This is a genomic window from Rhodococcus sp. 14-2483-1-2, from assembly GCF_002259405.1.
Taxonomy (GTDB): Bacteria; Actinomycetota; Actinomycetes; order Mycobacteriales; family Mycobacteriaceae; genus Rhodococcoides.
Map to the genome: position 1 here is coordinate 301,149 of NZ_NPFW01000017.1, position 24,702 is coordinate 325,850.

13 protein-coding genes and 1 pseudogene are annotated in these 24,702 nt (G+C 65.5%); 9 read left to right on the top strand and 5 right to left on the bottom strand.

Annotated features, from left to right (window positions below; translation table 11 throughout):
• Nucleotides 1-89: 89 nt before the first annotated feature.
• Both CH295_RS16875 and CH295_RS16880 read right to left on the bottom strand, forming a co-directional pair.
• On the bottom strand, nt 90-1,493 hold the full coding sequence (locus CH295_RS16875) for an HNH endonuclease signature motif containing protein (RefSeq protein ID WP_094741344.1): 1,404 nt from the start codon (nt 1,491-1,493) through the stop codon (nt 90-92).
• 192 nt (nt 1,494-1,685) lie between these two features.
• Nucleotides 1,686-3,158, bottom strand: coding sequence for a cryptochrome/photolyase family protein (locus CH295_RS16880; protein WP_094741345.1), 1,473 nt, complete (start codon nt 3,156-3,158; stop codon nt 1,686-1,688).
• Nucleotides 3,159-3,285: 127 nt separating this feature from the next.
• Here CH295_RS16880 and CH295_RS16885 point away from each other — a divergent pair, with 127 nt between their 5' ends.
• From CH295_RS16885 to CH295_RS16900, 4 genes are all read left to right on the top strand, one after another.
• Nucleotides 3,286-4,938, top strand: a complete 1,653-nt coding sequence (locus tag CH295_RS16885; protein ID WP_094741346.1) for an alkaline phosphatase D family protein — start codon at nt 3,286-3,288, stop codon at nt 4,936-4,938.
• An 18-nt stretch (nt 4,939-4,956) separates the two neighbouring features.
• Nucleotides 4,957-5,799: an oxygen-dependent tRNA uridine(34) hydroxylase TrhO gene (trhO, locus tag CH295_RS16890; protein WP_094741347.1), complete on the top strand. Its 843-nt coding sequence runs from the start codon at nt 4,957-4,959 to the stop codon at nt 5,797-5,799.
• 3 nt (nt 5,800-5,802) lie between these two features.
• On the top strand, nt 5,803-6,696 hold the full coding sequence (locus CH295_RS16895; protein WP_094741348.1) for a pseudouridine synthase: 894 nt from the start codon (nt 5,803-5,805) through the stop codon (nt 6,694-6,696).
• 97 nt (nt 6,697-6,793) lie between these two features.
• Nucleotides 6,794-7,009, top strand: coding sequence for a hypothetical protein (locus tag CH295_RS16900; protein ID WP_141217043.1), 216 nt, complete (start codon nt 6,794-6,796; stop codon nt 7,007-7,009).
• Between the two features lie 123 nt (nt 7,010-7,132).
• Here the strand turns inward: CH295_RS16900 and CH295_RS16905 are convergent, their stop codons facing one another.
• From CH295_RS16905 to CH295_RS16915, 3 genes are all read right to left on the bottom strand, one after another.
• A complete protein-coding gene (locus CH295_RS16905) occupies nt 7,133-12,610 on the bottom strand; it encodes an ATP-binding protein (RefSeq protein ID WP_094741374.1) in 5,478 nt (1,825 codons plus the stop codon).
• Nucleotides 12,611-12,996: 386 nt separating this feature from the next.
• Nucleotides 12,997-13,668, bottom strand: coding sequence for a TetR/AcrR family transcriptional regulator (locus CH295_RS16910; protein ID WP_037191525.1), 672 nt, complete (start codon nt 13,666-13,668; stop codon nt 12,997-12,999).
• 14 nt (nt 13,669-13,682) lie between these two features.
• Complete coding sequence (locus CH295_RS16915) at nt 13,683-14,285, bottom strand: dihydrofolate reductase family protein (protein ID WP_094741350.1); 603 nt, start codon at nt 14,283-14,285, stop codon at nt 13,683-13,685.
• 219 nt (nt 14,286-14,504) lie between these two features.
• On the opposite strand from CH295_RS16915, the pseudogene CH295_RS16920 reads away from it, so the two are divergent.
• From CH295_RS16920 to CH295_RS16945, 5 genes and pseudogenes are all read left to right on the top strand, one after another.
• Nucleotides 14,505-18,923: pseudogene (locus CH295_RS16920) on the top strand (PDDEXK-like endonuclease domain-containing protein); the annotation flags it as partial.
• Between the two features lie 913 nt (nt 18,924-19,836).
• Nucleotides 19,837-21,051: a metallophosphoesterase gene (locus tag CH295_RS16925; RefSeq protein ID WP_094633559.1), complete on the top strand. Its 1,215-nt coding sequence runs from the start codon at nt 19,837-19,839 to the stop codon at nt 21,049-21,051.
• Nucleotides 21,052-21,079: 28 nt separating this feature from the next.
• Nucleotides 21,080-21,919 carry an HAD family hydrolase gene (locus CH295_RS16930; protein WP_037191519.1) on the top strand — a complete coding sequence of 280 codons (840 nt, stop codon included), beginning with the start codon at nt 21,080-21,082 and terminating at the stop codon, nt 21,917-21,919.
• Between the two features lie 400 nt (nt 21,920-22,319).
• Entirely contained in the window at nt 22,320-22,865 is a 546-nt protein-coding gene (locus CH295_RS16940) for an LpqN/LpqT family lipoprotein (protein WP_094633562.1), read from the top strand.
• Between the two features lie 50 nt (nt 22,866-22,915).
• On the top strand, nt 22,916-24,325 hold the full coding sequence (locus CH295_RS16945; protein ID WP_037191516.1) for a plasmid pRiA4b ORF-3 family protein: 1,410 nt from the start codon (nt 22,916-22,918) through the stop codon (nt 24,323-24,325).
• The last annotated feature ends 377 nt before the right edge of the window (nt 24,326-24,702 follow it).

Here is a 24,702-nt window from a genome sequence, read left to right on the forward strand (position 1 = left end):
CTATCGATTTGTAAGACAATCGCTTCCAGCCCCGCACCGTTGTTTCGGTGCGGGGCTGGTGTCGTCTGTGGGCTTGTGTGATGTGCGTGTCAGGCGATGTGGGGGCCGGCTCGGGCGTGCGATGGTCGGGGTTGTCGATACGGGTCGACGGTGGCCGGTGGTACGAACCAGGGCTGATTGTCGGTGCCGATGAACACTTCCCAATCGGAGTGGTGCATGAGGCGGTGGTGGAATCCGCACAGCAGAACCAGATTGTTCATGTCGGTGGGGCCGCCGTCGCCCCAGTGCCAGATGTGGTGTCCTTCGGTCCAGGCGGCGGGTTTACCGCAGCCGGGGAACGCGCAACCGTGATCACGGGCGATGAGGGCTCTGCGTTGTTTGGCGGTGACGGTGCGGGCGGTGCGGGCGAGATTCAACGGGTTGCCGTTCTCGTCCATCACGATCGCGGTGAGGACACAATCACACGCCAACTGACGGGAAGTGTTGCGGGACAGCGGTCCCATCCAGGGGAGCCACCCGACCGATGTGCCGTCGCCGAACAAGTCGCGATACGCGCCACGATCCGCTGCACAGCCTTCGCTGCCGTTTTCGTGGCCCAGCTCGGTTGCGGTGTCAGGGGTGACGGGGTTTCCGGTGTTGATATCGACCGGATCGACGGTGTCGGTGTCGGATTCTGTTGCTGCGCGTGAGGTTTCGTCGTCGGTGATGTCGTCGGCGTCGCCGCGGTTCTGGAGGTCGGTGAGGTCTTGCAACCGGATGTGCAGGTTGACGTGCGGTCGTTCTCCGCCTTCGATGGGGCGATCGCTCGAGGCGAGGATGTGGCCGAAGGCGTCGGCTCTGCGTTTGGCGGGGCTGCGATCGTCTCCGGTTTTGGATGTCTGGCTGCCGTCGACTGCGGGGTGGGGTTCGGTCAACGGTGAGAGTGCGGTGAGCAGCTTTTCTCCGGTGATCGCATCGAAGTCTCCTTTGAGTACCAGCCGCCCGTTCAGGGTTGTGGAGGCGAAGAGTTCGTTGCGGTCGGTGTTCTCGGCGGGTGGTTTCTTGGTGCCGAAGCTGTCTTCGAGTCTGGTGATCGCTGCACGGATCCGGCCGGTACGAGCGTCGGGCCCGGTCGCAGCCTTGATCAAGGCGGCGCGGGCCATATCGCGACCCTCTTCCGGCAGGTTCTCCGGTGGGGTTTCGGCGAAGGTGAGGATCAACGCGGCGTGATCGACGGACATCACGCCGGTGTTCACGGCGTCGGCGATGTCGGAGAAGTTCTCCAACCCGCGGGCGAGGGCGACGATCTTGGTGGCCTTGGACGGTGAGAGAGGGGTGGTGGAGGTCAGCCATCCGGCGGGCCCGGGGAAGCCGAGCTTCTCCCGCGAGACGCGGGTATCGATCTCGGCGACGAGAGCAATCCGCCGGGCTTCGAGCAGCTGGATTTGGTGGGAGACCGCGGCGGCATCGGCGAGGAGTTCACTCTCGCTCAGTTGCCAGATCTCCGTGGTCATGCGAGCAGGTGTATCGAACAAGCATTCGACTGACAACCATAGTGCAATCGAAAACTATTGCTGTGCATAATGATTCGCGAATCGGAACCTGTCAGTACGTCGTGGTATAGGACCGGCGGCACCCGAAGATCGCGCGTCTCGGCCACTTTGCTGTGACGAATGCACCCGAACATCGGTGCATTTCCTGATGCGTCAGTACACCTCGCGTTGCCGTTCCTGTTCCAACACCTGCTCGAGGTCGCTCAATCGGTTCATCGACGACACCTGACGCGCCGTCCGGTGATTGAGCGCCAACATCTCGCGGTGCCGGTGGACGAAGGCCCAGTAGCCGGCGGTGAACGGGCACGCGTCGTCGCCCAGTCGCTTCTTCGGGTTGAACTCGCACGGCTTGCAGTAGTCGGTCATGCGGTTCAGGTACGCCCCGCCCGAGGCGTAGGGCTTGGTGGCGATCACTCCGCCGTCCGCGTGTTGACTCATGCCGATCACGTTCACCGGCATCACCCAGGCGAACCCGTCGACGAAAGCCGTTGCGAACCAATCGGTCAACGCTCGCGGATCCCACGCATGTTGCAGCGCAAAGTTTCCCAGGATCATCAGTCGGGGAATGTGGTGCACCCAGCCGCGGTCGCGCACGCCGTCCACCGTCGACGACAGGCACTTCGCCACCACGGCGTCGCCGTCCAACTCCGTCAGCCAATTCGGCAGTGGCTCACGCGCTTCGAGCTTGTTGCGCTCGAGGTACTCCGGCCCCAGATGCCAGTACAGGTGCCACACGTATTCGCGCCAGCCTAGGATCTGCCGCACGAACCCTTCGACGCTCGCCAGCGGGGTGCCGTCTCGGTGTGCGTCCTCGGCAGCGTGCGCCACGTCCAACGGTTGCAGCAGACCGAGGTTCAGCGGCACCGACAGCAACGAGTGCGACATCGTCCAGTCGTCGGCCATCACTGCGTCCTCGTACTTGCCGAAGTCGTCCAGGCGATAGTTCACGAAGTGCGCCAATGCTTCCGACGCCTCAGAAGCAGTCACCGCGAACACGCGAGGTCCGTCGACCCCGACGGTGTCGAGGCCCCAGTCATCGAGGTCGGCGCGCACCTGGTCGTCGATCGCGTCTTCGGTCGGCCACCAGGGTTCCTCGACGCCCAGGGTCAGACGCCCCTTCGGTGGCGGCGACTGGTTCTCGGCGTCGAGGTTCCATTTGCCCGAGACCGGTTCGGATCCCTCCATCAGCACCCCGAACTTCTTACGCTGTTCGCGGTAGAACGTCTCCATCCGAAAGGTGCCGCGCTCGGCTGCCCACTCCGCGAAATCGGCGCGGGGAAGTGCGAACATCGGCGTCGGCAGAATCTCCGAAACCAGGCCCTCCTCGTGCAACGCGGCGACGAACTTCTCCGCCGCGTGTGAGGTGGGCTCGAACACCACCACGGGCTTTCCGTACTCGGCCAACCCTTCCCGATATGTCTCGGTCTGCAGGTAGGTGACGCGATCACCCAGCTCCTCGGCCAGGTGACGCATGCCCGACAACACGAGATGCAGCTTCTGCCGGTGGTATCTCCGACGCCGGAACACGCGCCGGGACTCGATCATCAGCACGTCTCGCTCGGCATGCTCGTCCACCGAGTGAAAGTGCGGGCCGAGCTGATCACCGAACAACCACAGAGCGTCCATTCTCGGAGTGTTCTCCCGCAGCGACGAAGGCAAACCAGTATCCGGCTCATGGCCGGTCGGTGAACACTGTGGCCGACCCAGGCGCGCCTTACTTGACCATCGACCGTCCATCGCATGGACTGACCCGATGCACGCTGAGTCTGCGCTTTCCAGAAGGACGTTTCTTCGCTCGTCGTCGGTGGCGGTCGCAGTGGCCGGAGTGGCCACGACCCTGCCGGCGACTGCCCACGCGCAGGGCAGCGATCGAGGCTTTCTGCACGGGGTGGCGTCGGGAGATCCGTTGCCCGACGCGATCGTCCTGTGGACCCGCATCACCCCCACTCCCGACGCCACCCCGGGCTCCGGCGTCGGCCCGCAGGTATCGGTGACGTGGCGCATGTCCCGTAGTGCGGAGATGGGCGACGTGGTTGCCTCCGGAACCGTCGCAACCGGTCCCGACACCGATCACACCGTCAAGGTCGACGTCGACGGCCTCGCAGCAGACACCACGTACTTCTACGACTTCCGGACGAGCGACGCGGCATCGGCCGTCGGCACCACGCACACCGCCCCGGCCAACGATGCCGATATCGACGCGATGCGATTCGGGGTCGTCTCGTGCTCCAACTGGGAGTCGGGCTACTTCGGGGCCTACCGGCATCTGGCCGCCAGGACGGACTTGGACGCCATCGTCCACCTCGGTGACTACATCTACGAATACGAGACGGGCGGGTTCCCGGGCCGCGACGGGGTGATCCGCCAGCATTCGCCCACGCACGAGATCGTCACGCTCGCCGATTACCGTCAGCGCCACGGTCAGTACAAGTCCGACCCGGATCTGCAGGCCGCCCACGTCGACGTGCCGTGGATCTGCACGTGGGACGACCACGAGTCCGCCAACGACGCCTACGACGGCGGCGCGGAGAACCACACTCCGGCCACTGAGGGCGATTGGTACACGCGCAAGGCCAATTCCGAGCAGGCGTACTACGAGTGGATGCCGGTCCGCGCCGCAGGCACCGCGACCAACCGTCATCTGTACCGCAGGCTCCGGTTCGGCAACTTGCTCGAACTCTCGATGCTGGATCTGCGGACCTACCGCTCGCAGCAGGTGTTGCCGTTCAACGGGCCGGAGGTCGATTCGCCGAACCGAACCATCACCGGTGCCGAGCAGATGCAGTGGCTCACCGACGGCATCGTCTCGTCGCCGACGCAGTGGAAGATCGTCGGCAATCCGGTGATGATCACCCCGACTCTCATCCCGCCGCTCGATCGGGACGCAGCCAGGGCGGTCACCTCCCTACTGGGAATCCCCGAGGGCGGCCTGCCGTACAACGCGGATCCGTGGGACGGGTACACTGCCGACCGCCGCAAGCTGCTCGGTGCCATCGTGGACGCAGGCGTCGACAACACCGTCTTCATCACCGGCGATATCCACTCGGCCTGGGCCTGCGAGGTGCCGCTCGACGCGGCGCACTACGCAACGACGGAGCCTGCTGCCACCGAGCTGGTCGTCACCTCGGTGAGCTCGGCCAACATCGACGACCTGACGCGTACTCCGCCGCACACGCTGGGCCGGGTAGCCGAGGAGGCGTTCAAGGCGCTCAATCACCACGTGAAGTTCGTGGACCTCGACAGTCACGGCTTCGGCGTCTTCGAGGTCACCAAGACGGCGGCTCGGATGGACCACTGGTTCCTCACCGCCAAGGAGGATCCGCAGACCGCGGTCTACTGGGGAGCGGGCTTCACCGTCGACTCCGGCACCCAGCGCGTCCGGGCGGCGGCACCACCTGCCGGGTAACGCGCCATACTGGTCGGCGTGGCTGTACCGAAAATCGTCCTGTTCTACGTCTTCACTCCGCTGCCCGATCCCGAAGCGATCAGGCTGTGGCAGCAGACGCTGGCCGCGTCGAACAATCTGACCGGACGCATCCTCATCTCCGAACACGGCATCAACGCGACCGTGGGCGGCGACGTCGACGACGTCAAACGCTATGTGCGCGGCACCCGTAGCTACCCGGCGTTCAAGTCGGCCGACATCAAGTGGTCCGAGGGGCTCGGAAACGATTTTCCGCGCCTGAGCGTGCGAGTCCGGGACGAGATCGTCACCTTCGGTGCCCCCGGGGAACTGAAGGTCGACGCCGACGGGGTTGTCGGCGGCGGCACTCACCTGAGCCCGGAGCAGGTGCACGAGCTCGTCGATTCCCGCGGGGACGACGTCGTCTTCTTCGACGGCCGCAACGCCTTCGAAGCCGAGATCGGAAAGTTCAGGAACGCGGTGGTGCCCGACGTCGAGACGACGAGGGATTTCGTCTCCCAGCTCGATTCCGGTGCCTACGACCATCTGAAGAAGTCCCCGGTGGTCACGTATTGCACCGGGGGAGTCCGCTGCGAGGTGCTGTCTTCGCTGATGGTGGCCCGTGGTTTCGAGGAGGTGTATCAGCTCGACGGCGGAATCGTTCGGTACGCAGAAACGTTCGGCGACGACGCGCTCTGGGAGGGGTCGTTGTTCGTCTTCGACAAGCGGATGGCGCAGAACTTCTCCGACCACACCGCCGTCATCGGTCGCTGCAGTGCCTGCGGCAATCCGACGTCCCGGTACCAGGACTTCGACGGCGACGCCGGACGTGGTCTGCGGTTGATCTGTCTCGACTGCGCGTAGACAATGCTGCCCTTCCGGGACGGTCTCGCTCCGCTGAGACTGCTGTTGCCGCATGGTGATTCGGCCACGACCATTGTGGAGTATCTCGAACGTGAGATGCCCGACGACGACTGGCGACGGGCCATTCGCGACGCCGAAGTGGTCGACGAGAAGAGCAGGCCGATCTCCGTCGACACGAGGTATCGCGCCGGCAGTCAGGTGTACTTCTATCGTGTTCCAGCGCAGGAGGTTCCGGTGCCGTTCGAGATCGGTATCCTGCACGAGGACGATGATCTGCTGGTGGTCGACAAGCCGCACTTCCTCGCCACCATTCCACGCGGTCGGCACGTCACCGAAACAGCGACCGTGCGCCTACGCAGGCAGTTCGACTGCCCCGACCTGACGCCCGCGCATCGACTCGATCGCGCGACAGCCGGGGTGTTGCTCTTCACCAAGACCAAGCATGCCCGACGGCCGTATCAGGAGCTCTTCTCCTCGCGCAACGCCACCAAAGAGTACGAGGCCGTTGCGGGATTCGATGCAGCACTGGATTTTCCGCGCGTGGTGCGAAGCCGAATCCTCAAAGAGCATGGGGTCATGACGGCATACGAGGAGCCGGGGGAGCCGAACAGTGAGACCCTGATCGAACTGATCGAACTGATCGAACTGGTCGACACGGTGGGCACATCCGCCCGATATCGACTCTTCCCCAAGACGGGCAAGACGCATCAGCTGCGAATCCATCTGTCGTCGTTGGGAATTCCGATCGCGAACGACCCGTACTATCCGGTGTTCTCTTCCGTCCCGGCCGATGACTTCACCCGGCCGTTGCAACTCCTCGCCCGGGCTCTGAACTTCACGGATCCGCTCACCGGCGAGCCCAGGCGCTTCGTCAGTGCCCGAACCCTCGAGCTCTGACGGCCGGCCATCGTTCGTTCGGACGATTGTGACAATTGGGACGCGAGGTTAGCGTGTCGAGCGAACCATGTCCGATGGAAGAGAAGAGGAGAACAGCGTGAAGCGTCGTATTGCTGTTGTGTTGGGAGCCGCAGTCATCGCTATCGCGTCGCCGGCAGTCGCGGTGGCCGATACCGGCAGCGCGAGCACCGGAAGCTCGAGCGGTGCGTTGGGTGGTTTCGAGATGCTGTCGCGGCTCTGGGATGCCTGCGCGGTGACCATCTTCACCGGTCAATGCACCGGTGTCGTCGCAACGGACGTGACCTACTGGTAACGCGCGCCCTGAATCGACCCCCCGAAACGACAAACGCGCGCGCATTCGCCAGATGCTCGCGGAACAGGTAGCCATTCCGCGAGCATCCAGCAAACGCGCGCGCGTGTGCGTGGAGCCAGAGCCCTACTTCGCCAAAGACCGCGCCATTCCGCGTTCGATTGCGGCGACCAGTTGCGGGCGCAGTTCGGCGGCGGGGACGATGTGGTGCACCGATCCGACGTTCTGTGCTCGCTGGATGTTGTGGATGGCCTCGAATTCGGCTGCCACTTCACCCAGTTTGGCGTTGCGTGCGTTCGCTCGCACGGCGGCCAGCTCGACACGCAGGGCCGAGCGGGTGGCGTCGTCCTCGGCGGTGTTCAGCGCCGTCTCGAGTTCCTTGACGGTCGGGTCCGCTGCGGTGCGGGCGTTGACGTCGCGGGTGAACACCACTGCTGCGGCCGGGGCTCCACCGAGCACGGAGGCGAAGGAGCCCTCCACTGCGAGGACCTCCATGTTGTCGTTGAGCGCTCCGGAGAACACCACGAAAGCGCCTCCGTGGTAGCGCGAGACGACACAGAACACGACCGGTCCGTCGAAGTTGACGATGGCGCGGCCGATCTCGGCACCGTATTCGAGCTGGATGTTGCGCAGCGATTCCGGTGATCCGTCGAAGCCGGAGAGGTTGGCCAGCACCACGATCGGCCGGCTTCCGCTGGCGGCGTTGATGGCGCGGGCCGTCTTCTTCGACGAGTTCGGGAACAGGGTGCCCGAGGTCCACTGATCGGGGCCGTCGGACGGGAACCAGCCCTTACGAGGGATGGCTCGCGATTCGATACCGATGACGGACACCGGGATTCCGGCGAGGTGGGCGTCGAACACCACGGAGGTGTCGGCGTCGGCCATGTCGGCCCAACGCTCGAGTACCGAGTGGTCCTGGTCCACCACGGCACGCATCACGGTGCGAATGTCGAACGGCTTCTTGCGGTCCGGGTTGGTGACCGAGGAGAAGATGTCGCCGACGGTGGTGAAGTCGCTCGACGGGTGCACGTGCGGGTAGGTACGCACGTCGCGCTCGGTCGGGTCCGCGGTGGCAGCGCGGCGTGGGAAGCGTTCTCCCGGTGCGGCATACGCGTGGTCGTAGTGCGCGAACAGGATGTCGCACGCGGCCCGCAGGTTCGGTGCCCAGTACTGCGCCTGGCCGTTGGGGCCCATGACGCGGTCGTAGCCGCCGATGCCGAAGTTGTCCTCGGCCGAGACGCCACCGGAGTAGTCCAGGGACTGCTTTCCGGTGAGCACCATCGCACTGTCGGGGGTCATCACCAGGATGCCCTTGGTGTGGGTGAGCATGGTGGCTTCGGCGTTCCAGTACGGCTGCGCGCCGACGTTGATGCCCGCGACGACGATGTTGATCTCACCGCCTGCCTGGGTGAAGGTGATGATGCGACGCAAGCCGCGCGAGACCCAGTCCATGTTCTCGGTGCCCGATTCCATGGAAATGGTTGCACCGGAGGACAATGCGAACCATTCGACGGGTGCGCCGAGTTGCTCGGCGAGGTCGATGGCCGCGACGATTCGCGAGCACTCGGCCTCGGCGACGGTGCCGAGTGCCTTGGTCGGGTCGCCGAACAGCGCGACGCGAGTGATGCCCTCGGGGTACTTGGCCGTCGGTGTGGTGGCCACGCCGACGATGACGCCTGCGGAGTTGCGGCCGTAGGGACGGTCGACCGGTGCAAGCACACCGTCGGCGTCGAAGTCGTACTCGGTGAACGTGCCGCCGTTGCTGCTCAGCAACGGAATCAACTCGTACGGGTACACGGTGCCGCGTGCCTGGGACCGCTGCACCTTCTGGGTGTACTCGTCGAGCGGACGCATCGGCTCGGTCGGCGGCGGCGTCACCTTGGCGACGATGCCTGCACCGGATCGGTACGACAGGCGCAGTGCCACTTCGCGCGGGGTTGCGCCGGGCTTCTCGGCCAGGCGCGCGATGAGGGTGATCTCCTCGAGTCCTGCACCGATCGTCAGCGGCGCGATGTGCCGGGCGATGGTGGCGATGCGGTCGGCGGGCACGTTCAGTACCGGCCAGACGTAGAGCACGACGCGGTTGGCGTCGAGTCGCTTCTTGCCGCGTCCGGCCTGAGCGCGGCGGATGCCGTCGAGGCAGGCAGCGACGGTGCGCTCGATCTCGGGTACCGCGACGATGTTTCCGGCGTCGTCCAACTGTGTTGTGACGCCACGGATCTCGGCGAGTGCGACGAGTCGCTCGTCGGAGGGGTTGGCCTTGGACGTCAGGTGGAACAGGTACGTCCCTGCGCTGGCGGGCAGACGAACTCCGTCGAAGTTCTTCAGTCGCCACAGGTCGAGTCGCTGACCGGTCAGTGGGTGCATGTCCCGGATGATCGTGTCCTCGGCGAGGGGTTCGGATCCCTCGACCGTGGTGCGGCGGTAGGTCATCTTTCGGGTGGCGGAACCGAAGGCGGTCACGGTGACTCGACGCCAGCGGCCGGTGCTCGGGTGCGCGGCCAGTGCAGCCTGGAGTTGTTCCGAGAGGGCGTCGCCGTCCGTCGACGCGTCCGGCCAGGACAGGTAGAGGTCCACGGCCAGGTGCTCCGGTGACGGACCGGCGATGTCCTCGACAGCGTCGAGAGTAGCTGCGAGAGAATCGAAGTCGGTAGCCGTGGAGACGAGGTGCAGTCGTTCGCCCGAGAGCTCGAAGTTGCCGGTGACGAAGTGCTTGCCGTCGCGGTCGAAGGCCTTGACGTCTTCGAGGGTTCGGATCTCGTAGTACTGGCGGGTGATCACTTCGAGCAGGGCGCCGGGATCGGTGATCCGTTGTGCCAGCAGCTCGATCAGCGGTTCCGGGGTGGCGACGAGCGCCGCGATGCGGGCCGAGTAATCGGCCGCGTCGGGGTTCTCGGCGAGGTACTGCAGGCTGCCACGGACGCCGTCGTAGATCTTCTCGCGTGCACTGCGGATCTGCGGCTCGTCGAACAGCCGGAAGCGCAGGTTGCGAGCGACGTCGCCGATGACGGGGTAGCGGGCCTGGGTGGCACCGATGAGGCGCTCGAGGACCTCGGCCATGGCCGGGGTGGCTTCGGGTTGCGCCGAGCAGTCGCTGAGCCAGTGGCCGAGCAGGGCCGCGATGACCGGAACCTGGTTCTCCATGCGCTGCAGAGCGAGGAAGACGCGGTAGACGGCTTCTTCGAGTTCGGGGGTTCGGCCTTCGTCGATGGCGGCATCGTAGTGCGCGAGTGCGCGAGTGAGCTTGGCGCGGAACGAATCCGGCAGCCCCTGCACGTCTGCGTCGAGCGAGTGCAGGAACGAGTGGAAGTGCTCGCGAGGGGAGTGGACGCGCTCGTCGTTGCTCTCCTCGTCCATCGTGGGACGGTTGCGGGAGAGTTCGCAGATGTCTGCGAACGTGTTGAGCAGATCCAGCTCGGCGGAGACCACTCCCGAATCGTTGCGAGGAACGTCGGCACGCAGAGTTTCGTAGGTGGACAACAGGTTTCGCGCGCGGGCTCCGCTGACGTCGAAGCCGGTGATGAGGGCGGCGAGTTCGTCGAGTCGGTCCAGTGCCCGGCGCTGCGGTGAACGCTGTGCGGCGTCGTCGATACCGCGGAACTGCACGCGCGGTGCCTGCTCGGAGACCTTCTGCTCACCGGCCTGATCGACGCGCAGCAGTGCCGCTCCTGCGTCGACCTGTCCGTTGACCGAGGCCAGTACCTCACGCACGGTGCCCGCGTAGGGAGACCGGACGGCGGTTTCCATCTTCATCGATTCGAGGACGACGAGGGTCTGTCCCGCTTCGACCTCGTCGCCGACGGCGACCGGGACGGCCACGACGACGGCGGGTGCCGGTGCGCGGACCAACCCGGCCTCGTCCTGCGAGATCTGATGGCTGATGCCGTCGACCTCGACGAGGAAGTGCGCGGCTCCGGCGACGGTGACCACCTGGTAGCGACGGTCGCCGATGACCAGACGGCTCTCGTACGTGCCGAGTCGCTCGACGTCGACCTGCAGATCGCCGATGCCGTCACCGTCGATGCTGTAGCGGTGCGTGCCGGTCTGGCCGACCTCGAGCTTGTAGGCCTGACCCTGGTAGTTCAGTTCGACGGTGCGGCCGATGGCATGGGTGGCGCGTGGCCGGCCGCCGCGTGCGGAGCTGAGGAACGCGGTGCGCTCGCGGCCTTCCTCGGCGTCGTAGGCGTCGATGGCCGCGGCGATGATCGCGATGTCGGCGACGGCGGTCGGGCCCACCTGAGAGCCGGCCTCGGTGCGGTCGAGCCAGCCGGTGTCGGCGGAGGCGGAGATGACTTCCTCGCGGTCGAGCAGGCTCAGCAGGAACGACTTGGTGGTGGTGCCGCCGTCGATGACGACGGTGGTCTCCCGCAGCGCGTTGCGCAAGCGAGCCAACGCTTCGCTGCGGTCGCGACCCCAGGCGATGACCTTGGCGACCATCGAGTCGTAGTCGGGCGGAATGACGTCACCCTGCGCGATACCGGTGTCGACGCGGATGCCGGTGCCGAGGGGGAACTTGAGCAGCTCGACGGTGCCGGGAGCCGGTGCGAAGCCGTTGTCCGCGTCCTCGGCGTTGAGGCGAGCCTCGACTGCGTGACCGAACTCGGTGGGGCACTCGCCGGGCAGTGCCTGGCCGTCGGCCACGAGGATCTGCAGCTTCACCAGGTCGATGCCGGTGGTGTATTCGGTGATGGGGTGCTCGACCTGAAGGCGGGTGTTGACCTCGAGGAAGGTGAAGATCTTCTGCTCGGGCTGGTACAGGTACTCGACGGTGCCTGCGCCCTGGTAGCCGGCGGCCTTGACGAGTTCGGCGGACGCGGTGCGCAGCTGGTCGGCCTGCTCCTTGGTCAGCAGCGGTGAGCTGGACTCCTCGATGACCTTCTGGTTGCGGCGCTGGATGGAGCAGTCGCGCACGCCCGGGGCCCAGACATTGCCGTGGCTGTCGGCGATCACCTGAACCTCGACGTGGCGGGCATCGGTGACGAGCCGTTCGAGGAACACGACGGGGTCACCGAACGAGCGCTCGGCCTCACCCTGGGTGCGTTCGAGGGAAAGTTCGAGTTCGTCCTCGTGGAAGACCTTGCGGATACCGCGGCCGCCGCCGCCGGAGCGGGCCTTGATGATCAGCGGGTAGCCGATCGCCGCTGCATGACGCCTGGCGTCGGCGCGGGTCTCGACGGGGCCGCCGGACCACGGTGCGACGGGGACGCCGACCTTCTCGGCGAGGATCTTGGCCTCGACCTTGTCGCCGAGCAGGCGCATCGCGTCGGCGGAGGGGCCGATGAAGGTGATGTTCAGGCGGGCGACGAGATCGGCGAACGTGGGGTCCTCGGCGACGAAGCCCCAGCCGACCCACACTGCGTCGGCACCGGACTCGACCAGGGCGGCCTCGAGGACGCCGTAGTCGAGGTAGGCCGAGCCGGTGGCGGGCTTGCGCAGCGTGACCGCCTCGTCGGCCTGGCGGACGAACATGGCCCGCTTCTCCGCTTCGGTGTGCAGCGCTACGGTGCGGATGCCGTAATCGTGTTCGGCGTTGAGCTCTCGGACGGCTCGGATCAGGCGTACTGCTGCCTCGCCTCGGTTGACTACTGCAATCCGCTTGAACAACGTATCTCTCTTCGCTCGGTGTGGGCGCACCGCGTCGGTGCACTCGATGGAACGTGGATTGGTGCCGGGCATGTCGATTTCCTGTTCATCATGCGGCACTCCGATCGGCTCATTCTAACGGTAACGAGGCCCTGTGCATCGCCAACGGCGTTCGGCGTGAGTGTGATTGATCACCAACAAGTGAATCATATTCTGTTACAAGCACTTTGGCTGAGAACGGGCTGTCGGGGCCTGTTCACCTCGCTAACGTACTCGCGAGTAGCGTTGGCGCGAGGCGTAATTCGCCATTCGGTGACTTACGTTGCTACCGGCGGGTACATTACCGACGGGTACAACTCGAGCCGATCGGCTCGAGTTGCCTCGCTCGTCGCCGAGTGCGGTCTCCCTCACCTGTCACCCTCGCTCGCCCGCGGCAGTCGCAGCGCGTTGACCCACAGTCTCGTCGCGGTCGCAAGCAGATCCTCGGAGTCCGCGGGCGAGTGGCCGTCCGCGGCGTCGACGACGAAGTGATTGAACGCGAGCCGGCTGATCATCGAGGACAGTGCGCGCGAAGCGAGCAGGGGATCGAGTTCCGCATCGGCCAGACCGCGGCTCTGCAGGCTCTCGATGCTGCGGGCGTTGCGCCTGACGAAGGCATCGGCGCGTTCACGGCGGAGGCGTCGGAACTCGGGATCGATGTTGGAGACCTGCTCGAGCAGTGCCATCAGCTTCGCGTTGCGTCGGTAGGCCTCGAAGTACGCACGGTTGCTCGCGGCGATCACGGCAACCGGGTCGTCGTGCGGGTTCACTCGCTCGGTCCCGGGATGCAGCATGTCGTCCCGTGCCTGCTCGAGCACGGCGGCCAGGATCTCTTCCTTGCTGGTGAAGTAGGTGTAGAAGGTTCCTGCGGAGCATCGAGCGGCGCGGGTGATGTCGATCAGACGTGAGTCGAGGTAGCCGCTGTCCTCGAACACTCGACGGGCGGCCGCCACGAGCGAGGATCGGGTTCGCAGTCCGCGCGGGGTGGTCGGCAGCTCCCGATTCGGCAGCTCACGGTCTGGCTCCGGCGCGGCAGGCATTCAGTCTTTATACGTCATCGTTCGCGCGCATCCCGGCGGATGAACCGGGTGAAACTCACCCCGCTGTCGAACTGGCGTGATTCGAGGTGCTCGAACTGCTGCGCGGGGAACGGATCGGGACCGATCCCGGACGAGAACAGGCCGATGCCCCTGCCGAGAACGACGGGATTGACCTTGAGGAACAGCTCGTCGATCTCGGGCAGCAGTTGACCCGCCAGGTTTCCGCCTCCGCAGATCCAGACGTCGAGCTCGGACTCCTCGGCTACGAGGCTCCTGACGAGTCCGATCGGATCTTGGTTCACGACGGTGAGAGTCGGGTCGTTCGACGGGGCGAGAGTGCGAGAGAAGACGTACTGGCGTAGGTGGGGATAGGGGCTGGCGATGCCGACGTCGAGCGCAGGTTGCAACGTCTCGCGGCCCATGACGAGGGTGTCGAATCGCGCGGGCGGACCGTCCAGGCCGAACGCTGCACGCACGTGGACCGGCAATGTCTCGGGCAGCTCGGCCACGATGGCGTCGAGGTGATCGCCCTCGGGAACGAAACAGTCGTAGTTGCCGTCCGGTGCAGCGATGAAGCCGTCGAGGGAGACGGCGACGTAGTAGACCAGTTTGCGCATGGGGCTCCTGTCGTGGTCGACGGGTGAGAACCCGAGGGTCGGCCGGTGGGTCCGCTGTGGGGGATCCAGCGACCGAAGTGGGTCTTTGTGACCCAGCACTAGAACGTATTTTGTGTGCTCAGGACGCGATGAACAACTGGTTTTCAGCGGCTAGTGTGGCCCGGGTGTGCAAACACCGTCCCTGGATCGGACGACCATTCGAGTATTTGTGGGGAAACTGTGACGGCTGCAGCGGCTACCGGTCGTGAACACGACGACGAGCTCAAGAGCAGGGTTCAGCGCCTGCTGCGTTTTCTTCGCGAGATCGTCGAGGCGCGTTCGAACCCGGTGCTGCGTTTCGACGACCACGTTCAGGTCGAGTGGGTGCACGCCGGGGACGTACCCATGCAGCTCGACCCACGGGCCAAGCAAGGTGGCGTGGTCCTGCGCGCGCCGCGCATCGCGGTCGACGAGCCGCCCGAGCCGCCTGCGCTGCTGTCGGGTTGGCTCGATCCCCAGATCGTTGCAGACAGTCGCTATCGCGAACTCGAGCTGGCCGACGCATCCTCGGTGACGTCCCGCCGTCGAGCGGAGGCGCAGGAGTCCGATGCCGACTTCGACATCCGCAAGGCCTACGAGATCAAGCAGGCCTTCGAGGAGTACTCGGAATCGTGGAAGGAATGGGCGCAGGAGGATCGGGATCGGCGCCCGCAGGCTGCTCTGTACCAGGCTCTGCAGCTGATGATGCAGGAGCTCGCCTCGCGGCCCGAGTCGATCGAACTGGTGGTGGCCTCGGGTCTGCTGACGTCGAGCAACACCGATCCGCAGCGCAGCGTTCGCACTCACCTGATCACGCAGTCGGCCAGCATCGAACGGGACGTGCGCACCGGTGACCTGTTGGTTCGCCTCGCCGCGAGCACAACCCCGCGCCTCGAGGACGGCCAGCTGCTGACCGGCTCGGACGATTTCGACACCTCCGGCTCGGTGGCTCTGGCTCGAGAATTGCACGACACCGTCACCTCACCCATCGGAGCCGGCGTCGAACAGTTCCTGAGGAACTGGGCGGCGAAGGTGCCGCGGCAGGAGATCGAGGTGCTCGATCGTCTCGGGCCGCCCGGGGCTCTCGCCTACATCGACGACGACCGCACCCTGACCGTCTCACCAGCCCTCGTTCTCCGCGTTCGAGACTCGTTCGCACTGGTCGAGTACTACGAGCAGATGATCGCCGATCTCGAGTTCGCCGACTCTCCGGTACCGCTGGGGCTCGCGCAACTCGTCGACGCCATCGAACCGGCAGATCGGATGGCCTGGCTCGAACGCACTGGGGCGGGGGAGTCGGCGGCACTGGCGGAGGATCCGCTGTTTCCGCTGCCGGCCAACGCCGAGCAGTCGCAGATCATCGAACGGCTCGGGCGTGACAGCGGCGTCGTGGTCGAGGGACCACCAGGAACGGGCAAGACCCATACGATCGCCAACCTCATGTCCGGGCTGTTGGCGCGCGGTCAACGGGTTCTGGTCACTAGTGAAAAGTCACAAGCTTTGCGCGTGCTGCGGGACAAGCTCCCGCCGGAGCTGCAGGAGCTCTGTGTGTCCATCACCGACCTCTCTCGCGGTGGTTCGGACGAGCTGAACCGCAGCGTGGCGAAGATCGCCGAGCGCAAGACCTCGTTCGACGAGGCCAGCGAGGTGCAGAAGATCGAGGCGCTGACGACGCAGCGCGCCTCGGCTCTTGCCCGACGGGCCGAGCTGCTCGATCGTGTCAGCGCGCTTCGCGAGTCGGAAACCGTTGTGCACGAATATGTTTCCGATGGATACGACGGCACGGTCTCGTCCATCGTACGTAAGGTCAAAGCGGCCGAAGGCGCCCACGAGTGGCTGCCCGGCCCACTGCTCGCCGATCGACCGCCCCTCGACGGTGTCCAGGTCGATCAGCTTCGCAAGCTCATCGCCGGCTCCGACGGCACTCGTGAACTCCGCTCGCGTCAGGTGCTGCCGCGTCCGGAGACGATACTGCCGAATTCGGCCGAACTCACCTCGCTCTGTCGGCGCGCAAGTGCACAGATCGATGATCTCTCGCCCCAGGCGGCGGACCTCGTGGCGTTGCTCGACGGCGTGGAACCCGCTGTGTCCTCGGAGATCGAGCAACTGTGCGAGGAGCTCGCTGCTCGCGTGCGAGCGGTCGTCGAACTCGACGGCTCCTACCCACGCCTGACCGATTCCGTGCTGTCCGGAGAGGCCGCCCACCTGTGGTCTCGGGTCAGTGGAATCGACGCGATGGTCGAGACGGCAGCTGCGTCCGATCGCTACGTCGGTGGGCACGATGTGCAGTGCTCGTCGAGTTCGCCGGCGGCACTCACGGCCATGGATGCGTTCGCCGGTGCGTTGGAATCGGGTATCGAGTGGAAGCCCCGATTCCGTCGCAGCGAGGAGCAGAAGGCCGTCGAAGCTCTCGATATCGTCGCTACCGTCGACGGGCAACCCGCGACGACGGCGATGGCCGCGCGTCTGGTGGCCGAACACATTCGTGCGCTCGAGACCGTGCAGACCGCAGCGGTGCTCCTGGCCGACCTCGCGATCGTCGTTCCACTCGACGGCACGCGTTCGATTCGCGTCAACAACGTGGCGCGGATCGCCGACCGGCTGGGGCTGGTGTCCGCAGTCGTCGCGGCCCGTGACGCCCTGGTGCACCGGCTGTACACCATTTCGCCTGCAGCACCGTGGATTCGGAGCCTCGCCGACGCTCAGGAGGTCGCCGGGGCCGCCGACGCCATTGCCGCGCGCATCGACATCGATGCCGCACGAGCCGAGCTCGACGCCCTGCAGTTCGCGGTCGCCACTCGCATCGATGCCGGGCCGTCGCCCGAGGGCTCGAATCTGGTGAGCGCGTTGAGCACTGCGGATCCGTTGGAATTGGCTGCCGCCGTTGCTGCGTACTCGCAGGCGTGTTCCGAACAGGAGGATCAGCTTCTGCTGGAATCGATGTCTGCGTCGTTGTCCGAGGTCGCACCCGCATTGTTCGACCTGGTCGAGAGCACCGCTGGTGATGTCGAATGGGACGAACTGAGCTGGCAGATGTCGAAGGCCTGGGCGTGGCGTCGAGCACGCGAGTGGGTCGGTGAGCAGCACCACGGCGGTCTCGAGCAGCAACTGGAAGCGGATCTGGCCGCTGCGGATACCGACATCGCCTACCTCACAACACGTCTCGCCGCCGCCAGTGCCTGGCGCAACAGTCTCGAACGAATGACTGCCGTCGAGGTGCGTGCGCTGCAGACCTACCGCGAGCACATCTCCAGCATCGGCTCGGGGGCCGGCAAGTACGCCGAAACCTACCGCAGTGCAGCACGATCGGCGATGCGTGAGGCGCAGAGTGCGGTGCCCGCGTGGGTCATGCCTCTCTCTCAGGTGCTGGCATCGATTCCGCCGGTGCCGGGAAGTTTCGACGTCGTCATCGTCGACGAGGCGAGTCAGGCCGACATCACCAGTCTCTTCCTGCTGTACCTCGCACCCCGCGTCATCGTCGTGGGTGACGACAGGCAGTGCGCACCGGCCGATGTCCCGCAGACCGGAACGCTCGAGGACGTGTTCGATCGGTTGGACGTCTATCTGCCCGATCTACCCGAGCATGTGCGTGCGACGCTGACCCCGAGGTCGAGCCTGTTCTCCATGCTGCGCACCAGGTTCGGTCAGGTGGTGCGGTTGCGTGAGCACTTCCGCTCGATGCCCGAGATCATCAACTGGTCGAGTCAGCAGTTCTACGGAGACTCTCCGCTCGTTCCCGTGCGGCAGTTCGGTGCGGATCGCCTACCGCCGTTGCGGCACACGTACGTTCGCGGAGCGACGGTGACCGGAAAGAACGCCTCACTGGTCAACCGTACCGAGGCCATCGCGATCGCCGAACAGATCGCACATTGCCTCGAGGACTCCGCGTACGACAATCGGACCTTCGGAGTGGTTGTGCTGCAGGGCCAATCGCAGGTCGACGAGATCCGCAACGAGTTGATCAAGCGGATCGGCATCGAACAGTGGGAACAGCGTCGGCTTCGCGTCGGTACGCCGCCGGACTTCCAGGGCGACGAACGCAACGTCGTCTTTCTGTCGATGGTGGTGGCACCCGATCAGAACTTCGCCACCCTCACCGCCAATCAGTACAAGAGGCGGTTCAACGTGGCGGCGTCGCGGGCACAGGATCAGCTGTGGCTCTTCCACTCGGTGACTGTCGATCGGCTCAAGCGAGCGGACCTGCGCAACTCGTTGCTGAGCTACGTCACCTCCGTCTCGCCCGCTCCTGCCGATCCCATGCCGGTCGACGTCTCGCGCGAGATCCGGAAGGCGCCATTCGAGACGTTGCTCGAGCAGCAGTTGTGGAACGACCTCGTCGAGCGAGGTTTTCACGTCAATCCCGGCGTCGAGGTGAACAACAGACGTCTCGCCCTGGTCGTGACCGGCGACTCCTCGCGTCTCGCCGTCGAGTGCGACGGCGACACGTTCCTGTCGACGCCGGCTCAGCGGTTGGCGGACCTGCAGCGTGAGCAGGAGCTCAAGCGGTGCGGCTGGACCTTCTGGCGGGTGCGCGAATCCGAGTACTACCTGGACCGCGACGCGGCGCTGGAAAGCCTCTGGGCCACATTGGCCCGTTTGGGAATCAAGCCCAACAGCGTTGTCGTGGAAGGTCTCGAGAGCTCGGACGAGGCCTGGACCCCGGTCCCGCTCGAGTCCTCGCAGTTCGACGATTCCGGCGTCTTCGAAACGTCCACGCATGCAGACTCGTCCACACGCCACGAGTCGGTGTTGTCTCTGTGGACGATGCCGCGCATCGAAATCCCCACCGGGGAGCCGCCCGAATCGGACGCTCGCGGAGGTGACCGCGCAGGATCGGCACCGTCGACGACCAACGGTTCCGGAATGACCAACGGAACCGGAGTCGAGAACGGGTCGGGCACCACGAACGGTTCTCGACCGACCAACGGCTCGGGAACGTCGAACGGTGCAGCCGCCACCAACGGTGCCACCCACGGATCCGGGACCGGGGAGTCGGGCGGTTCCCGTGGCACTGCTCGGCCGATCGCGTCGTCGGCATCGAGCCGCCCAGCGATGACCAACGGCTCCACACCTGCACAGGACGCAGAGAGCGATGCGTCGGCGCGGGTGCGCGACTCCGCGGCGAGCAGCGAGTCGGCAGCCGACTCGTCCACCGAGTTCGGCGGAACCGCGAACAGCACGACAGCGGCCACGGACCGGGTCGGGGACGCCGACGAGACGGTCGCATCGGACGAGGCCGCGGACAGCGTCGAGGCTGCCGAGCTCGATGGATCCGATCCGGCCGACACACAGGGTGATTCCACGGAAGCGACGACGGCCGATGTCGAGCCGAGCGGCGGCCTGGAGGCACCCGAGGACGAGGGCATCGCCGAACACGAGTTGCCGCTCAACGGACTTCGCGGATACACCACCCGCCGTCGGCCGTAACTCCGGCTCCTGACCGGCGGGCTCAGCGCCCGGGCCGAGGCAGCGAAGGCGACGTAGTCTTGGCCTCGGATTTCGCGCACGTACGAGTGAAGAGGGTTCGACGCCGATGACAGATCGACAGACACAGCGCCCGGAACAGTCGGTCTCACCGGACGGGTCGACGCGATCGCGATCTCGGCGAGTTGTCGTGCCGACCATCGTTGTTGTGGTCTGCGCGGTGCTTGTCGGCCTGCCGGCCTGGACCGTCGTGTTCGCGGGCGCGCAGTGGCCGGCGATTGCACAGTCGATCGGCTCTGCGGTTGCGATCGGCGTATTGGTGGCACTGCCTGCAGCGATGTACCTGGGTCACCGGCCGAGTGCAGAGGGGGTCTCCAAGGACGCGTGGGCGCGCGTCGGAGACGTGTTGTTGGGCATGGCCTGGATCGCGTTCGTGTGGTCGGCACTTTCGCTGCTGCTGCGGCTCGGTCTGTGGATGGCTGGGGTCGACGACCCTCTGCGGTCGCGGATCGTGTCGGTGACAACCGTCGTCGTCGTAGTCGTCCTCGCAGTGTGGGGTCATTACGAGGCGATGCGAACTCCCCGCGTGCGACACACGACGGTCAGGATCGACCGGCTCGGGGCTCGATTCGACGGTCTACGAGTGGTTCTCGTGACCGACACGCATTTCGGCCCGCTCGATCGAACGACGTGGTCGCACCGATTGACCGATGCCGTCAATGCACTCGAACCGGACGTGTTGGCCCACGTCGGCGATATCGCCGACGGCTCGGTCGATCGGCGTCGAGCGCAGGCCGCACCGTTGGAGGCAATGCTCGCGAGTGCGGCGCGCGTGTACGTCACCGGCAATCACGAGTACTTCGGCGAGGCGCAGGAGTGGCTCGATCACATGCAGGACCTCGGCTGGAATTCCCTGCACAATCGGCACGTGGTGCTGCATCGTGGTGAGGACGCGCTGATCATCGCCGGCGTCGACGACGCCACCGCCGCAGGCTCGGGTGCGCCCGGTCACGGTGCGGATCTCGCTCGCGCACTTGCCGGAACCGATCCGTCGATGCCTGTGCTGTTGCTGGCACACCAACCGAAACAGATCGGTGACGCCGTGGACGCCGGCGTCGACCTGCAGGTCTCCGGCCATACGCACGGCGGTCAGATCTGGCCGTTCTCGGCCTTGGTTCGGCTCGACCAACCGGTGGTGCACGGGCTGAGCAGACACGGCGCGCGAACTCAGCTCTACACCAGCCGCGGATCGGGATTCTGGGGTCCGCCTTTCCGGGTGTTCGCGCCCAGTGAGATTTCCGTTCTGACGTTGGTCTCCGGCTGAGAGATCGGCACCTGGCAGTATCGGTGGGGTGAAGAGAACCGAAGAGGTCGTCGTTGTCGCAACCGATCTCGACGGCACCCTGTTGCGTTCGGACCGAACTGTGTCTGCTCGAACGGCCGCTGCGATGGCTGCGGCAGACGCAGCCGGAATCAGGGTGGTGTGGGCCACTGCTCGCGCGCGCCACTCGATCGACGAACTCGCTGCGTCCTGCGGATTTCGCGGGACGGCCATCGGTGCCAACGGGGCTGTTGTCCTCGACCTGGCCGACGGATACCCGGCCATCGTCGGCACCACGTCGGTACCGGCCGAGACGGTGGCCTCGGCCAAGTCGATCGTGCGCTCGCTCGTCCCCGGCGTGGCCTTTGCGACGGTCGGTGCCACGCGATTCGTGGCCGAGCCTCGGTACGCCGAGCTGTGCGTATTCGCGGACCATCACCGGCAGCCGCACGAGATGGAACTCTCGGAGCACGGCCTGTCGGTCGACGTCGAGCCAACGGTCAAAATCGTTGCCCGGCACAGTGATACGCCGAGTGAAGAGTTGTACGAGCTCGTCGCTGCTGTCGGGGTCGACGGAGTGGAGTTGACGCATTCAGGCGCCCCGTACATCGAGATGTCCGCAGCGGGAGTCTCGAAGGCCAGTGCGCTGCAGGAGTTGTGCGAGCGGTGGGGGATTTCTCCTGGTTCGGTTGCGGCAGTGGGGGATGCGCGCAACGATCTGCCGATGCTGAGTTGGGCGGGTACGGCGTTGTGCCCGTCGAATGCTGCCGAGCCCGTGCGATCCGTTGTCGATCGCGTCCTCGAATCCAACGACGACGATGCGGTCGCGCGCTATCTGGAGGAACTCACCGCGCGCAGAGCGAGACCGTAACGTCCGGCCCGTTCGTCACGACCCTGTGGGGTCGCTCGGAGATTCCACGGCCGCAGGTGCAGCAGTCGAGTCGGTTCTGCGCTGAATTCAGTGCATTCGGACAGACCGAGTGGTCGATGCAGGATCAGGCGACGTTCGCGGCGGGCCTGTCGTGCATTCCGGACACTGCACCGGTGGTCGAGATGACGAACAGTGTTGCACCCGGGGTAGCGATTGTGGCGCAAGCGAATTCGGGTTCGTTCATCGACGCAACTGCCATGCTCGACGCGGTCGGCGCATGGTTGGAGTCGCACAGCACTCAGGTACCCGCCGGTCACTGCCTCCAGGATCCGATGACGAGCGGACCGGCGCGGGTAGCCTCTGGCGTGTCAGTGAATCGTCCACCACGAAAGGCCCTGCTGTGAACGACGCCCTGTCGACGGAATCGTCCGAGCCCACCACGATCGCCGAGTACCTGAACGCACACGCGTTGCGGGTGTCGCCGCTCGACGGGCCCGCGGCGGCCGAGCTCGGCATCACCGTGCCGATTCCTGCGGGATGGCAGACGCTCGATCCCGCGCAGTTTCCCGGGGCGACTCAGGTGATCGTGGAACCGAACCTCGTGGAGAACGGATTCGCGCCGAACGCGGTGCTTCTGGTCGGTGCGTTGTCGCGCACGATCGACCCGGAAGCGTTGATGGCACTGGGTTTCGGCGACGGACGTGCGATGCCAGGATGGGTGGAGCGCGAGGCGAGCACGGCATCGTGGCTCGGCTGGCCGTCTCGATTCATTCGGGGGACGTACGTCGCGCAGCAACTCGAGGCCGCCGTGACGACGCGGTATGTGGTGGTGGGCGTCGATACCCAGTACCTGGTGCAGTTGACGGTGACCACGTTGGCATCGCAGCTCGATGCGTTGGCCTTCGACGTCACCGCGATCAACGACGGTTTGACCACTGGCACGTAGAAGCCGCGAGCCCCTGTGTCCGACGCACTGCTCCGACTAGGGTCCATTCCATGTCGATGAGAACCGGTCGCGTCCGGCACCTGTCGGTGGTGCCGAGTTTGTCCGACACCGACGAGCCGGCCGACGCCAGCGCGACCGAAGCCACGCGGCGGGGCCTGGCGAACCTGGTGCTTCGGGTGACCGTGGATCACACCCGTCCGCAGATTTGGCGTCGGGTGCGGGTGCGCTCGGACCTGCTGCTGTCCGAACTGCATGCAGTGCTGCAGAAGACTCTCGGTTGGGAGGACCGGCATCTGCATGCGTTCAGCGTGAGGACTGCCGGTGCCACGCGTCGATTCGAGATGGAAGAGACGCTCGACGACGGACCGGACGACGAGGCGTCGAGTGAGGAGCGAGTGCGGATCGACGACGTACTCACGGCACCGGGATCCACCATGACGTACGAGTACGACTTCGGTGACGGATGGACGCACACGATCTTCTTGGAGCAGATCGATTCCGATATAGACGACCTCCGATCGGTCTGCCTCGACGGGGCGCGCGCATGCCCACCCGAGGAATCCGGCGGACCTTCGCGGTACGCGCAGGCGCTGGAGATCGCAGCCGACCCGTCCGATCCCGAACACGCAGCCCTTCTCACGAGGTGGGGTGCGGCCTTCGACCCCGCTCTGTTCGACGCCGATGTCGTCAACACAGTGCTGCACTCGTTGGACGTGGGGCGTTCGGTGCTCGCCGAAGCAGTGGCAGCGGCACCGGCCATCGGAAAGCTGTTCGATCGGGTGCGTCCTGCGGAGGTGCCGTCACTCATGGCGTTGCTTCCACGATGCGAACTCACCATCGAGAGCTCCGTCGACCTACCCGTCGCCGAGATTGCGATGGCCAAGTTGACGTGGTTTCTGCACAGAATCGGCGACGAGGGAGCCGACCTGACCGGTGCCGGCTACCTCAAGCCGGCATTCGTAGCGGCAATTCGCGAGGAGCTCGATTGGGGTCTCGGGTGGGTGGGGCCGAGCAATCGCGAGATCGACCATCATCAGGTGACCGATCTGCGCGAGGCGGCGCGGCACCTCGGGTTGACCCGCACATCGAAGGGCAGGTTGCTGCGCACCAAGCTCGGAGCAGCGTTGGCCGACGACCCGGTAGGCATGTGGCGACATGCGGCCTCGCGACTTCCGCTGGGTAAGGAGACGTACGAGACCGACGCGGCGACTCTGTTCCTGATCTCCCTCGCCGCCTCGGCATCCGCGACGCACCGCAACGAGATGCTGATAGAGACAGTCGCCGAATTGGGTTGGGCCAGCGAGGATTCCGGTGTTTTCGACGCTCAGTTCGCAGCGCAGGCCACGGTGAGCTTCCTCGATCTCATCGGGGCCCATGGTCCGCGGTTCTACTTCCGGCAAGGGGTGGCGGACTCGCCGAGCTGGTCTCGCAGGTTCGCACGGGACGCATTGCTGAGCTGAGTCGCAGAGATGCGGTCCCACGACTGCCCACACAGGGCTCGGGCCGCGCACGACCGCCGCTGAGCAGGCGATTTGCGTTGGTGTGGTTGGTGGCGTAACTTTTGTCGAGTCAGAGCGACGGGCACCGACCCGGTCTTCACGGACTGGGTGAACGAGGTTGGACGTGTGGCTCGGCAGGTTTTATCCCCCAAGAGTCGGGCCTTGTGTCCGAGACCAAGCTGGGATAGGCTGGAACAGTTGCCCTTGAGGCCGACGGACTGTGTGTTCGTGGGGTGAGAGTGTGTGCGTGTTCTTTGAGAACTCAACAGTGTGTCGATGAATGTCAGTGCCGAATTTATTTGGTGAAAGCATTCGATGTATCAGCCATCCGCTTGTGG